Annotated in this window: 14 protein-coding genes and 3 pseudogenes; 6 read left to right on the top strand and 11 right to left on the bottom strand. The window is 58.9% G+C overall.

The window, feature by feature from the left end; translation table 11 throughout:
• Positions 1–13: 13 nt before the first annotated feature.
• On the bottom strand, positions 14–274 hold the full coding sequence (locus P9217_RS25955) for a DUF982 domain-containing protein (protein WP_278087929.1): 261 nt from the start codon (positions 272–274) through the stop codon (positions 14–16).
• A 386-nt stretch (positions 275–660) separates the two neighbouring features.
• Positions 661–870: a cold-shock protein gene (locus P9217_RS25950; protein WP_278087930.1), complete on the bottom strand. Its 210-nt coding sequence runs from the start codon at positions 868–870 to the stop codon at positions 661–663.
• Positions 871–1543: 673 nt separating this feature from the next.
• Here P9217_RS25950 and P9217_RS25945 point away from each other — a divergent pair.
• A pseudogene (locus P9217_RS25945) lies at positions 1544–1615 on the top strand (hypothetical protein); the annotation flags it as partial.
• 1788 nt (positions 1616–3403) lie between these two features.
• On the opposite strand, the gene P9217_RS25940 reads toward P9217_RS25945, so the two are convergent.
• Positions 3404–3544: a hypothetical protein gene (locus P9217_RS25940; protein ID WP_278087931.1), complete on the bottom strand. Its 141-nt coding sequence runs from the start codon at positions 3542–3544 to the stop codon at positions 3404–3406.
• Positions 3545–4414: 870 nt separating this feature from the next.
• Here P9217_RS25940 and P9217_RS25935 point away from each other — a divergent pair.
• The 3 genes from P9217_RS25935 (at position 4415) to P9217_RS25925 (ending at position 7288) form a co-directional block, all read left to right on the top strand.
• A complete protein-coding gene (locus P9217_RS25935; protein WP_278087932.1) occupies positions 4415–5089 on the top strand; it encodes a peroxiredoxin-like family protein in 675 nt (224 codons plus the stop codon).
• Between the two features lie 627 nt (positions 5090–5716).
• Entirely contained in the window at positions 5717–6076 is a 360-nt protein-coding gene (locus tag P9217_RS25930) for a hypothetical protein (RefSeq protein ID WP_278087933.1), read from the top strand.
• A 954-nt stretch (positions 6077–7030) separates the two neighbouring features.
• Positions 7031–7288 carry a hypothetical protein gene (locus P9217_RS25925; RefSeq protein WP_278087927.1) on the top strand — a complete coding sequence of 86 codons (258 nt, stop codon included), beginning with the start codon at positions 7031–7033 and terminating at the stop codon, positions 7286–7288.
• A 42-nt stretch (positions 7289–7330) separates the two neighbouring features.
• Here the strand turns inward: P9217_RS25925 and P9217_RS25920 are convergent.
• The 8 genes and pseudogenes from P9217_RS25920 to P9217_RS25885 all read right to left on the bottom strand — a co-directional run bounded on the left by P9217_RS25920 (position 7331) and on the right by P9217_RS25885 (position 10671).
• Positions 7331–8084: pseudogene (locus P9217_RS25920) on the bottom strand (NYN domain-containing protein).
• A 195-nt stretch (positions 8085–8279) separates the two neighbouring features.
• A complete protein-coding gene (locus tag P9217_RS25915) occupies positions 8280–8435 on the bottom strand; it encodes a hypothetical protein (RefSeq protein ID WP_164747239.1) in 156 nt (51 codons plus the stop codon).
• Between the two features lie 344 nt (positions 8436–8779).
• The gene (locus tag P9217_RS25910) at positions 8780–9055 is read right to left on the bottom strand and encodes a DUF1488 domain-containing protein (RefSeq protein ID WP_278087934.1); all 276 of its coding nucleotides are present in this window, start codon (positions 9053–9055) and stop codon (positions 8780–8782) included.
• Entirely contained in the window at positions 9052–9372 is a 321-nt protein-coding gene (locus P9217_RS25905; protein WP_336618907.1) for a hypothetical protein, read from the bottom strand. The genes P9217_RS25910 and P9217_RS25905 overlap by 4 nt, the downstream gene beginning before the upstream one ends.
• Positions 9369–9611, bottom strand: a complete 243-nt coding sequence (locus P9217_RS25900) for a hypothetical protein (protein WP_278087935.1) — start codon at positions 9609–9611, stop codon at positions 9369–9371. Before P9217_RS25900 ends, P9217_RS25905 begins: the two co-directional genes overlap by 4 nt.
• A gap of 29 nt (positions 9612–9640) precedes the next feature.
• Positions 9641–10054, bottom strand: a complete 414-nt coding sequence (locus tag P9217_RS25895) for a hypothetical protein (protein WP_278088320.1) — start codon at positions 10052–10054, stop codon at positions 9641–9643.
• A pseudogene (locus P9217_RS25890) lies at positions 10051–10262 on the bottom strand (hypothetical protein). The gene P9217_RS25895 and the pseudogene P9217_RS25890 overlap by 4 nt, the downstream one beginning before the upstream one ends.
• Positions 10216–10671 (bottom strand): hypothetical protein, encoded by a 456-nt coding sequence (locus P9217_RS25885; protein WP_278087936.1) that lies wholly within the window; start codon positions 10669–10671, stop codon positions 10216–10218. The pseudogene P9217_RS25890 and the gene P9217_RS25885 overlap by 47 nt, the downstream one beginning before the upstream one ends.
• A gap of 458 nt (positions 10672–11129) precedes the next feature.
• Between P9217_RS25885 and P9217_RS25880 the strand changes: the two genes are divergently transcribed.
• Together P9217_RS25880 and P9217_RS25875 are read left to right on the top strand one after the other, a co-directional pair.
• Complete coding sequence (locus P9217_RS25880) at positions 11130–11321, top strand: hypothetical protein (protein ID WP_127240878.1); 192 nt, start codon at positions 11130–11132, stop codon at positions 11319–11321.
• Between the two features lie 695 nt (positions 11322–12016).
• Positions 12017–12283: a hypothetical protein gene (locus tag P9217_RS25875; protein WP_278087937.1), complete on the top strand. Its 267-nt coding sequence runs from the start codon at positions 12017–12019 to the stop codon at positions 12281–12283.
• Positions 12284–12334 lie beyond the last annotated feature (51 nt).

Here is a 12334-nt window from a genome sequence, read left to right as displayed (position 1 = left end):
GCCAGACAGAAAGTCAGTACAGCCGTAGCGTAGGGTCGACCGTCATCCCGGCATCTTTCACCGCCGTGATAAAGGCGGAACTGACTTGCTCAGGACCGGCGGCTCCCAGCTTGACGCTCGAGCAGCAATCCATCGCTTGCGACCACGCAGGACTGTCATATTCTTCCCAATACGCAAACAGGAAGTCAGCCGCCTGGGAAACCGAACAGATCAGGCAGAAACCTAGTCGATGGTCATAAAGCACCAAAGGCACTCTGAAGTTCTGGTTGTTCATGACTGTGCCGATCGGATTACCGGGCTTGTGTTTTTAGACGCAGGCCGTCCGTGTCTAACGGCGTTTGCGTCTGAGTGCCGGCTTTTGCGCGGATGGCGTATGGGTGTTTGTTGCCTCCCTGGCGAGCCTAGCTAATCTAAGTCGTTCGGTCTTCTGTTCCCGCACGGCCGCTTCGCCGTCGATGATCTGGCGAGCTGCCCTGGTTGTGGCATCTTGCTTCGTTTCGATAGCGCTCGGCTTGGGTTTGAATATTCCTTGCGGTATTGCAGCGTGTCGCACGGCGGTCTCCGATCATGGAAAGAAAAAAGGCCGGGACTTGCCCGACCTCTCTCTTCTGCGCTCTGCGGCCGGTGCCAGTACATCCGTGGTCAAGGCCGACGCAATCTTTAAGCGGCCTGCAGGTTCTCGGCCGCGCTCTTGCCGTTGCGATTATCCTTAACGACGTCGAAGCTGAGCTTCTGGCCCTCAACGAGCGATCGCATACCGGCGCGCTCGACAGCCGAGATGTGGACGAACACGTCCGGCTGGCCATTGCCGAGTTCGATGAAGCCGAAGCCTTTGGCCGAGTTGAAGAACTTCACTGTTCCAGTATTCATGACGATTTCCTTTCAAGCATCCAATAGAAAAGCGTTTGTCGCACAAGCTGCGCGACAACGGTCAGATCGATTTTGAGAGAGGAAGATCGCCGAAGGCGCTATTCGCACCAGAAACAAAGTTCGACAGACAAGATCGATATTTGAAAGATAGAACGATACGGTGCTCGAAACAAGGCAAAGCCGAGAATAAATGATACGGCCCAAAAACGGCTGACTGCGCCGGCAGCGCAACGAGCACCGGGATTGCGCTGGACGCCAGCCTGCTGGCTGTCGAGCACTGAGGGATTTCTCGATGCGATCCTTTGCGGGGAACAGGCCCAAGCACACCCTCGGGCACGAAGAGACGCACAAGCTGCTCGGCAAAAATTCTCGATCAGGAGAACGCGACCGACTGACGAAAATCGCAGCCACCTTCCTCGGGGCTTGCTCTTGGCGCGAATTCGGACGAAACGTGGAATTGCCTCGCTATCAGCGCGCCAATCCATTATGGACGGCGATGCAAAATCCCAAATTCGCCTCAGCCGATAACCATCCGTTTCAATACTCAGGGTACGCAGACCGTCATCACCGACGCCTACGAATGCACGTCATTTCTGCTTCGGAACTGGCCAGGTAAGCGGGGCCGGCGCATCGCGCGGCGCTCCAGGCTTGCCACGATGCCAGCGCCGGTAAGAAGCCCATGTCAAACGTTCGGCGGGCATTCGCCTCCGCCGCGCGAGAGGCGGGAATTCTGGTCGAATTATAGATCACTTTGCACCGCTGAGCGGCGCGTCTCAGGAGGCCAGCCTAGTTCGTTCGGTGCAACGACCGATAGCACACGCGGCGATCGCTAAAAACTGGCGAGTCGCGCACGGTCGATGGTCGCGGTTGCGCCGAGCCGGGCAAACGCGACCTGCGGTGTAGCGCGCTAGCCTGCGCTATGGCTTTGTTGGCGCTATCCCCTCAGGCGTGGAAAGTTTGATGTCCGCCAAAATTTGCGTTGCTGATCGTGGATGAGGCGCTCATCCGGGTTGGACATTGCCGATCAACTGGCGGATGAGGGCCATGAGGTCTTTGAAGCAGCTACCGCTGGCCACGCGATCGCAATCCTGGAAGCTGGACCTTCAATCAGGCTGCTGTTCGCTGATCGACCTGTGCCCTGTATATATTTCAGCTATCGCCGGTAACGAACTAAGGGGACTGTCGGCGGCTGAGAGACTGATACCGCGCCCCGTCTGCAAAAGATCAAGCGAGCCATGCCTCAAGACAAAGACCTGCCATTGCCCCGCCCCCATCCACAAGCGGTGAGCAGTTGCTCGCACCCCACATGGGCGACTGCGGCAGAAAGCCGAGTTTGTCGATCTTTGGCCGCCTCGGTTCGCCCGGGGCGGCTTGGCCGGTAGCTCGCTTCTTAGTGCTAAAAAGGCCGTGAGGCAACGGCTGAGGGGCGCTGGGTAGCGTCTCGAAATTCGGTGCGCTGCTAAATCAACTTTGTCGGGCAGGCAGGCTGGTGGTCCATGGGCCCCCGCCCGCCACCAGCCCCATCGCCGGCACCCCCGCAAATGGGGGTTAGCGCCTAGCAAGAGCCTAGCACAAATCTAGATTCTGATGTCACCTATATTCTGAGGTACAACCTCTATGTCCCACTTCTGTAGGGAACGCGGTAACCACTCGTTCACCATATTATGGCATCCTAATTGAAGGCGCCCACCCCGCGCCTAGTCTACCCTTGCGTCAATGGTGACGCGCCCCCGCCCAAAGCTGGCGGCCGACGCTTTCATGTAACCCACACCCCCATCGGTATGCGTCGGCCGTCGGCTATTTACCGCACAGCCGCTGCACCTCTGCCTCGCGGCATCATTTGATAGAGCCGGCGAGCATGAGTACCTTCCTTCGTCGGCAGGACTTGCGAGGAGTGACGGGCATCTGTTTTGGGTCTCATATCGTTGGCCGATTGAACTTGTGCCGGGCGGGGCAAAAAACAGATCCAAAACGGCCCTCGCGTTTGCCTAAGACATTAGTAACGGCTAATCTAGAGTGAGTTCCGTTGACGTGGTCACGCGAGGGGCGTCCCGATGCATAAGGTCAGCACGCGAGAACCGCGTAAGGCTGGCTAGCATTGTGGTCACAGCTGCAGCCCTCGATGTGATCTAGCCTTGGCGCACAGCCCCAGTAAAAGCTGGACGTATCCACCTGCCTGTTGCCACGGCGATGCCGTCACCGGGGAATGTGGCAAAATCCCCGCCAGCGCAGCGGCCGGATGGCTATGTAATCATGCTTCGACCAGGCGATCACCGCAGCGTCACTCATCAAAACCGATATTTCGTTCCCTACGACGTGGTCACCCCATCTGGTGACGACAATTTCCACATCTGTCTGCATCCGACCGAAGAAGACGAGAATTGTTTCTTCGCAGCCGCCGACACGATGAGCCCCTCACTGACCTAATGGCGGTGACCTCTATTCCTCGCGAAAATCCTGCAGGGTCGCATGGCGTAACGTGTGCTCGCCGCGAAGGAACTTCACTCGGCCGGTGATACCTGGATTGACCCACTTACAGCTCGGCGAAGGCGCTTGACACCGGTCGCGCCGGCTTCGCTGCTTTGGCCTCCTGCACCTGCTTCCAGAGCCGTTCCCTGAGGTCCTTGGGCAGCGTCACAGCAGCCGTTCCGGCATAGCGCCCATTCCGGGCCATGATCGCCGCTGCTGGCCTTCCTGGCTCGCGCCTGATCCCCAGAAGCTCGAACTTTCCTAGATCCCAGCACTTCGTGTTGACTCAGGCATCCATCTTGCCGCTGCGACAGAGGCTATCCGGCCGTTTGGAGACCATGCCTTCAAGGCCCATCTTCTCGACGGCCGCGAAGAAAGCCGCGCCATTGCCCTCGACGGTCGCGGGGTCGCATTGCGGCCGGCAAGGGCTATGAACTAGGAACCTGACAGCCATCATGTCTGAAAGTATCAGACTAACTTCGAGAGACGTCTCCCTCATTCAGCTAGGGGTCTATCAGTGCCGCTTCCCGGTGAGCGAAGACCCGTCCTACCCCGGCGGTTACCGTTTTTGTGCCCGGCCAACATCGCCCGATCGCGTCTACTACGACCACCACAACATTGTGACCGCCGTGGACCCTTGTCCAGCCCGTTCGGGTCTCCATTTCCCTCAACGACGCGCCGCTTAGGTTACGTTTTTGGTGGGATGAGCCTCCGCTCCTTGGAGCGCGCTTGGCTCCGTCGTCTATCATGTCGGCCCACATCTCTTTTGCAATTCGGCGCCCCATTTCAGTCAACGAAGCGCGCCCTGCCAAAATTGAGGAACAGCCTCAGCGAAGTCGGGCACTTCCAGACCTTGGCGAACCTGGGGCGCCATCTAGTGTAAAAGCGTTGCCCTCCGTAAGAACTAGCGTCCACCCTCTCCGTGTGTGTTATAAATGGATTATCGACGCTCGACCTCGACGCCGTCCTAAAGCCGACCGCCATTTCAGCATGCCCAAGGACGTATGTGCCGCACATGGGCTCAAGCCACCGGCCCGCACATCCGTTGTGGATTGACCCGCGAGGAGGGATCAGCATGTCAGAACGTCTCAACACAGGCCCGCTGCAACCTGGCGAAACGGCGCCCAATGTCGTCCTCGACGCGATTACCCGCGAGGGCAAGATCGCCATCGACGATTTCCGCGGCGAGAAGCCGGTGCTGGTTGGCCTGTATCGCGGCCTGCACTGTCCCTTTTGCAGGCGTCATATCGCGACCGTTTCGCTGCTCACACCAGCCCTTAACGCAAAGGGCATCGAAAGCCTGACAGTGGTGAACACGCCCATCGAGCGGGCGCGCCTTTATCTCCGGTACCATCCGATGGTTGGTTTGCTTGCTGCATCCGATCCGGAGCGAGTTTCACAACGCGCCTTTGGGCTGCCGAATATGCAGATCAGCGAGGACGAGACCGCGTGGCCACACAAGGCTACAATGAGCGATGTGAAGGCGATGCGGATCAACTTGCCGGGCGAAATGCCGGAGCCGATGGATCCGTTCGCCGCGCTTGAATATCTGAACAAAAAAGACGGCTACGAAATCACTGAAGCGGACCAGCAAGTCATCGCGACCGGCGTGGGCCAGCTGGTCGGCCAATTCCTGCTCGACCGAAATGGCGTCGTTCGCTGGACGTTCTCCGAGGTTTTCGATGGCGGCTTGGGCGCCCACCCTAACTCTGAGGCGATGATGTCGGCAGCGTCGCAAATCGGAAGATAAGGCGCAGCTTCAGTAGTGGGGTTAGGCGCAGGATTACGCGAGTATGCGGCCGTCGCCTGATAGGCGCTCCACAATCGGCACCGCTCCCGCCTGCCGATGGGGCTCGGGGCGATCGTCCTGCCGCCTTCCATCAGCGCCAGTCGAGCGGCGTCCGCGGGCTAGCGGCCTCTTTTTGCAGCTCTGTGGCGATGTGCGGGCTCACCGCCCCAGTAGATTTCTTTCGACGGTTCTCAAATGCACCAGCGTCGCATTTTTGGCACCTTCCGGATCGCGGCAAACCAGACAATCCAGGATGCCTGGTGCTCGTCGCACCCCTGGCGCCGTCGTTCGCGAGCGAAGTGGCTGAACTTCTATCGCCCGCAGATGCGCGATACCCCGCTAATGCGGCCGCCACCGCCCCGGAGGTGGAGGCGCTTGAAGCGCTTGCCAGACAGGTTGGCGCGAAATTGCCCTGATCGCCACGATCCCCACGCCAGCGCCGCGCATCGGCTCGCATAGCTTTTTCATGGGATGGCCATAGCTCCCTATTAGGCGCATAGTGTTGCCATCGTCGGCAAAGTCCAAATGGACTTCGGCGACTGAGAGACAGCGTCGCGCTCCCGTCTGAACAAGACCAGGAGAGCGACCATGCCCCAACCGAAAAGATCGACAATTGCCGAGAGCTTCGAGCGTTGGGGTGACGCAGATGCGCAGCTGCTTATGGAGATAAGGGACTACATCGAGCAAGTAAGAGAGATGCTAGCCGAGACAGAAGCACTGCTCGTTCCGTCTGAATCGAACTCAAAACAATCAGGGGAATCAATGCCCTACACGGTTATATGGTATGGAAGGCAAGGTCTCATCGACAGAATGACTTTTGACGCCGAAAAGACAGCAAAAGATCACGCTACGTCGATGTTCTCGACCCGGAAGGGCGACGATGGCGTCATATCGGTTGAAGTCCGTAAGGACAATGGCACCGTCGTCTTCAGCCACGCTGAAAATTAAACGACAGGGGACGTTCATGAGCATCAGAGAGTGACCAAGCTTTCCGACTTGGGGCCGCCCCTCTCCGGAATTTTGTGGATCCGCCCAGCTGCCGAAGAGGAGGATCATTTCCGTCTTTGTCGAGGCTGTGGCCAAGCAGTTGATGAGCGGGACTTAAGGCAGGTGCAATGGCATCAGCAACCTGCCCATAGGCGGCTAGACTTAGACAGCTGAGAATCCAGGCACCAACTTGTGACGCACGGTACGTTCAGCCCCGCTGAAAATTATATAGGACTCCCAGCAGCATTCAGTGTTAGCGTATCTCGGGCGCTAACCTCCACCCACTGGAGAAACCGGCGACGGGGCTGGTGATTTGGGGTCGCCAGCCTGCCCTCTGGCGCACCGCCTTCGCGATGTTCATCGGCTATAAGGTATCTCGAAGACGCTTCCGACTTCCTCGTTGATCCTATATTTGATAGTCGGAGGTCGAAAACGGACGGCCGGGATTTGCGAAGCGGAACGTCGGCGACGAACTCGATCGAATCCACAATTGCCTCGCTACCATCTGGCTATGCCTTATGGACAGCAATGCAAAATCCCAAATTCATTCAGCCCGTGACTGTTCGAGCTCGCACCCAAGACCTCGAGACTGTCATCACCGACGTCAACGAATGCTCGTCATTTCTGCTTCGAAAGTGGCTGGGCAAGCGTGGGCCGTCACATCGCGCCGCGCTTCAGGCTTGCCACGATGCGAGCGCAGACAGGAAGCCGATTTCGAGTGTTTGGGCGTTCGCCTTGGCGGCGCGCGAGGCCGGGATTCTGGTCGGGCAGTAAACGGACCTCGTGCCTAGGTAGCAAAAATTCGCAGGCCGAACATGTCTATCCCCCGGCCCGAAGAGTAGGTTGCCTGACCAACGGACATGAAAGAACGACCGTCTTCGTGAGGACGTTGGCGGACAAGTCAAAGGACATTCCATGTCAAACCCGTCACGGGCATTCTACACAAGTTCGAACGGCGACCGCTGGCTGGTCGTCAAGGTCGGCGAGCGGGACGAGATTTTCGTGAGGCATGAGCCAAACCGCGCCTCGGGCGGTCAACCCTCCGAGGTCGACATCGAGACCTTTATTGCCCGCGGACCTGGCTCACCCGAAGGCAAAGCCTTGATCGATCTGCTCGACCAACTGCGCGGCGAACAGGACCGGGAGAGTATGGAAGAGCCCGGCGATCGATAGATGGCCAACTTATAGGGCGTCGGTATACCTGCGCAGCACCGATCACGTCTTGCGCCTTCCCCCTCGCGTGGCCTCCGGTTTTGTTCTGATGCGTACCGCTCCGCCCTCGGGACGGTCGATTTCGAACGCGTTCGTCTTGCGGACCTGATCGCTCAGCTTGCGAAAACCAAAGGTGCGGGGATCGAAGTCGGAGGCCAGATTAGCAAGGTGCGTGCCGACCGCACCGAGCGGAACCCAGCCATCCTCGCCTTCCATCTGCGCGATGATCTTGCGGATGATCGGCACGGCCGCTGAGGGCGGTTGCAATGGCTTCACGCTCGATACCGCCTCACGTTCGTTGCCCGGCGCAGACGGAAGCAGATTCTCGGTATAGACAAATCGCCTGCATGCCTGTCGGAAACTCTCGGGCGTTTTCTGTTCGCCGAAGCCGAAGACGTCGATGCCCTGCTCGCGGATGCGGGCGGCCAGCCGGGTAAAATCACTGTCGGAGGAAACCAGGCAGAAACCGTCAAACCGACCGCTATGGAGGAGGTCCCATCGCGTCGATGACGAGCGTGATGTCCGAGGCGTTCTTGCCTGTGGTGTAGGCGAACTGCTGCTGGGGTATGATTGCGTGCTTCGAAAGAACGTCGGCCCACGCTTTCGAGCGCGAGCTTGAAAAATCGCCGTAGATGCGACGCACGCTGGCCTCGCCAATCTTGGCGATCTCCTCGAACAGCCCATCGGCGATCTTGGCCGACGCATTGTCGGCATCGATCAGGACGGCAAGGCGCGGCGACCGCAGCTCGGACGGTATCATAGAGCTTCCCTAGCGCTGTTCATGCGACCTGAAGTTTTTGCTCTCAATGTCAATGATGTCGCCGCAGTTGGAGCATTCCATCTGGGTGTGAGTACGAATCCAGCCGACGAGGGTCTTTGCCTGATAATGGCAACGGGGACACTCCACGTCGATTTCGAAGGTATCCGTCTCGCGCTTTGTCATCGCCATGCCTCAGCTTTCGTCAGCAGCGGGCTCTCGCGCTTCTTTCTGCTCTTTGGATGAAGGTTTCTCCTTCGCAGCTTTACCCGCAAGCTTAGCTTCTTTCTTGGCCGCCTTGGCCTTGTCTCGTTGACTCCGCTCGTATTGATAGTTTGGCTTCATCGCCATTCGAACTCTCCGTATGCAGGTATGGTAGTCTCCCTAGGCAAAAATGGCCCGCAGCCTCAAGCGCGGTGAGAAATGCGACAATCGCGTCCTCGGCAGCAGCATCTCCGGCGCAGCACTTCATCGCGACCCTCCAAGCTAGGCTGTCGTTTCCAGGCCAATGGTCAAACAGGAAATCGGATGCCTGTGCGACAGGCTCAATGAGAGTGAAGCCGATCGGACCGGCCATAGACGACCACGGGAACCCGGAATTTTTTGCCACCCATCGTGCACCCTACGCCCAATTGCATGGAAAGACGAGCGCGGCGGGTCGATTGTTCACCCGCCTTGATCGCAAGCGGATGCTGCTACCTGAAATCGGCGGCGGTCAAAGTGTAGGAATCGCGGCGGTGGCGCGCATAAATCTTGCCTGCCACGTGCTGGATGGAGGTTCGCAGGCCATCGAATGCCGAAAGATAGGCCGTCTCCACGCTAGCCTTCGCACCCAGGACAAGGCCGTCTTTGGCCAGGGCCTCGGCCTCGATGAAGAAACGGATTTGAAACATGCCGTCATGACCGGTGAAGTAGACGCCGTTACGCTCCTGATCAAAGCTTCGGCTGGGGTTCGGGAATGCGAGCGTCATGGCTGGTCTGTCGGCTTCTCGAGCGCAGCGAAGAACCGCGTGGCGATCCCCTCCTTACGGCGCTCGCTGTTGCAAAAGTTGAGGGACAGCATGCTTCTCGTCGCTTCCGAACGGCTGAGCCCGATCATGGAGGCGCCGTTCACATGCGCTGGAATGCCCGTGAAGACGTGATAGATGGTCCAGGAACGATCGGCTTCGACGCGGCGGCCATATTGATGGTCCCCAAAGCCACATACCCGCGCGCCGCCTGCATTTTCCTCGCCGGGATGAGCCAAGGCGTCGCGAGCGACATCGGCGCGGGGGTCGTCGGCGTTCAAGATGTCGGCCCTTCGTCTGTGCCCGCCTGCGCGGCGATGATGCTGGAATAGATCGTCGCACCCTCGGCGTCGGCAATGGCGACGGCATCCGGCCATTGGGGCATGTTCAGCGTCTTTGCCAGAAGCCGCGCGATCTCGATCGCGGCGTCGAGGTCGGCTGCGTCCACGGTCTCGCGGCCGATGACGGCGTGCGCGTCGTCGGCAATGCGCGTGCGATAGAATTCGATCACGACCTTCATAGGATTCCGCTTCGCGCAAACATCTGCCGTCAGCCCTTGCTCTTGCTTTGGGTGTCGATTCCGCTGGCACCTTTGGTTTGGCCGAACGCGCTCTCAGGCTTGACCGGAACCGTTTCCTGCTTCGGCTTTCTGATCTCTCTGTTCGAGCGTTTCTGTCCTTTGGCCATCTCGAATGTCCTTTCGATGAGCACTAGGCCGCCGTCCGACACCGTGTCGGCCGGTTCGAGCCTGTCCTCCGTCACCACGCGCTCATGCGGTTCAGCGTCACTGCGGATGCGATATTGCGGCCTTGGCGGCAGGGTACGGGTGACATGGTAGATTTCACCGGTCTTCGGGCCAGTTCCAGGACCACTCTTCAGCCGGACCGCCTGTCCGATGTCAAAAAGATGTGCCGGGGCTCCGTGCTGGATCGCTTGTGCGTTGCGTTGCATGAGGGTCGTCATGATTGCCTCCGGTCCTTGTCGAGCGCGGCCTCGAGCGAAGCCGGTTCGATCGGCACCATTTGCTACGTCGATCCCTTGTGGAGATCGCCGGCAGGTGAATGAAAGTTGCCACGCGGCGCCATGCGGTGCGAGAAGCCCCTTCGAGAGGCTCCTCGTCGAGATCAACGCGATAGTCTCCGGGCGGCTGCTGCGCATCGAGACCCGGCAGCGCGAACGCCGAGTTGAAGCGAACGACGGTCTGCGTGGTGCGAGTGGCCGTTTGCGGCTTTCTGCGGAAACACGCGCATGCGCTCTTCCGCTTCGATTACAGCCGAACCGCTGGAACGATATCCGGTACTGCCAATACATCCGTGGTCAGTCCCGATATCATTGCAGCGTTCGAGCGAAGCGAGATGCCGCGCCTGGAACGGCGCATGCATTCGCTGTCGAAAATTCGGAAGCGGATGGCGAGGCTTCATGATCACGAAAGCCACCTCGACCAAATCAACGAATTTTATATATGCGCCGCAATTGCGCTTCAAACAAGACGGTAATGGCGTTTTATTTTTATTGGTTAAATAAAATTCGAACACCGGGGGGTCAAAAAATCGGGAGAACTTTTCTGATGCACGCGACATTTTGCATGCCTTGCAATTATTGAGACAGATAAATTTGGCGGCCTGGGCGAATAATTTTGGTTCTCCTATCTATCGCGTGGCAAGAGGTGTATAGAAGGGTATGCGCACCCGTCCCGCCGTAAGAAAAAAGTTGCCGTCAAAGCAGGCTCGCCCGACAGCCGCGCCAACCGTGAGGCCTGGCGTTTTGCGTACGTCCAGGGTCTCGGCCAAGGGCGAACCGCATCGCGCTTTCGGCAAGCTTGGCACAACGGCGCCGCTCGCTGTCGCGACGGGATGCACTAGCGCGAACGCGACAGTGGGGACGCCTATGGCGTTGGCGCTCCCTTCATATGGACCTCTCGCCTTGAAGGTGTGTGTCGCGCTCTGGATTGTCGCTGTGCTGGTCTCGGTTTTTATCATCATAAAAGCCTGACGGCGCTCGACCTTCGTCGAAGCGGAAACAAGAAGGAGATGCCAGTATGGCAAAGCGCTACGCGCTTCGGATGGACAAGCAGAACAGTTGGACCGTTGTCGACATCTTCACCGGCCAACCTGCCGAGTTTGAGAAAAAGGTGATGATCGGCATCAAGACGCGTCGGGCGGAAAAGGTCGTTGGCGAATTGAACATTCAGGACGCCAAGCGGCGGGAAGAGGCCGGCTGGGAATCCTGATTGAGCGGCAAGGCCGATATCGCATTTCAGCGCTCCTGCCCGGTCATGTGGCGCAATCGCCGACTCCCTCCTGTAGTTATTCATTTGAAAGGATAAGGCCCATGAGAACCATGAAAACACCGGATGCCCCGCCCCCCGTGATCGTGGCGGTCGCGAAGTCATCCAGGATTCTGTCGGCTCGGCTGACCATCAGAACCGACGAAGCAGCAAGACGCAGGATCGCCGACACCGACGGCACTCTAAGGCGGGCTCGGGAACTCGCAGAACGGAACCGCCTAGTTTGAACAAGCCGCCCGTCCTTCAGCGCCCCAAGGAGGTCGGCGGCGGCAGCGACCTAAGGGACGTCGGCGGCTGAGAAACTGTAACCGTCTCCCGTCTGCAAAAGATCTGGCCGACGGCCAGCTCCTCAGAGCACTGCGTATAATCTACGACTTGCGTATGGTCACCCGCGATGTCCGCTTCCGGGCGGAGACAAAATTTGGCTCAATGACCGACAAGCGGCGCAAAGCTGTCCGTCTGCGCTGGAGATTTGCTCCGCTGGAGATCAAACCAAGGCCCCTGCCATCAAATTCGTTCTCGCCTGACAGGCCTCTCAGTCGTCCTAGGCGCATGTTCGTCGACCGAGGGAGTCGAGCCTTTAGGCCACCGAGCGGCGGAAACAAATTGGCACGCGTCGGCGCTGAGTAGGTCGATGAATGCCGACTTCGGCGGTGCTGCGTCGCCTGCCGGCCTGGCTATCAGCCTCGCGCGATCCTTGGGAACTTCGCTTGTCCGCACCGGCGACGCGGCCAAGCGCGCCGCCCAGCAATCTTCGCGCGCTGGCGGACATGTTCACCGACCCGCAGTCGGTCGAGCTCATCCGCAACGCAAACAACCGCGGCGACAGGATCGGCATCGGCGACGCGTTGGGCCGCTCGGCGTTGGAGAGTGGCCAGACTCTGCAAGGCGCTGCCAGCCGATAAATACGCCCTATGTCTCCCCGGAGGGCGAGTCTCACGGAGTTGCGCCGGCTG

This window comes from Mesorhizobium sp. WSM4989 (assembly GCF_029625795.1).
Lineage (GTDB): Bacteria > Pseudomonadota > Alphaproteobacteria > Rhizobiales > Rhizobiaceae > Mesorhizobium.
The sequence above is the reverse complement of the archived record's forward strand: the minus strand, read 5'-3'. Positions and strand labels throughout refer to the sequence as shown.

What these genes read in the sequence shown, in the direction of transcription:
- P9217_RS25955 (WP_278087929.1), bottom strand. Translation starts at nt 274, where the DNA reads ATGAACAACCAGAACTTCAGAGTGCCTTTGGTGCTTTATGACCATCGA.
- P9217_RS25950 (WP_278087930.1), bottom strand. Translation starts at nt 870, where the DNA reads ATGAATACTGGAACAGTGAAGTTCTTCAACTCGGCCAAAGGCTTCGGC.
- P9217_RS25940 (WP_278087931.1), bottom strand. Translation starts at nt 3,544, where the DNA reads ATGGCCCGGAATGGGCGCTATGCCGGAACGGCTGCTGTGACGCTGCCC.
- P9217_RS25935 (WP_278087932.1), top strand. Translation starts at nt 4,415, where the DNA reads ATGTCAGAACGTCTCAACACAGGCCCGCTGCAACCTGGCGAAACGGCG.
- P9217_RS25930 (WP_278087933.1), top strand. Translation starts at nt 5,717, where the DNA reads ATGCCCCAACCGAAAAGATCGACAATTGCCGAGAGCTTCGAGCGTTGG.
- P9217_RS25925 (WP_278087927.1), top strand. Translation starts at nt 7,031, where the DNA reads ATGTCAAACCCGTCACGGGCATTCTACACAAGTTCGAACGGCGACCGC.
- P9217_RS25915 (WP_164747239.1), bottom strand. Translation starts at nt 8,435, where the DNA reads ATGGCGATGAAGCCAAACTATCAATACGAGCGGAGTCAACGAGACAAG.
- P9217_RS25910 (WP_278087934.1), bottom strand. Translation starts at nt 9,055, where the DNA reads ATGACGCTCGCATTCCCGAACCCCAGCCGAAGCTTTGATCAGGAGCGT.
- P9217_RS25900 (WP_278087935.1), bottom strand. Translation starts at nt 9,611, where the DNA reads ATGAAGGTCGTGATCGAATTCTATCGCACGCGCATTGCCGACGACGCG.
- P9217_RS25895 (WP_278088320.1), bottom strand. Translation starts at nt 10,054, where the DNA reads ATGACGACCCTCATGCAACGCAACGCACAAGCGATCCAGCACGGAGCC.
- P9217_RS25885 (WP_278087936.1), bottom strand. Translation starts at nt 10,671, where the DNA reads ATGTCGCGTGCATCAGAAAAGTTCTCCCGATTTTTTGACCCCCCGGTG.
- P9217_RS25880 (WP_127240878.1), top strand. Translation starts at nt 11,130, where the DNA reads ATGGCAAAGCGCTACGCGCTTCGGATGGACAAGCAGAACAGTTGGACC.
- P9217_RS25875 (WP_278087937.1), top strand. Translation starts at nt 12,017, where the DNA reads ATGCCGACTTCGGCGGTGCTGCGTCGCCTGCCGGCCTGGCTATCAGCC.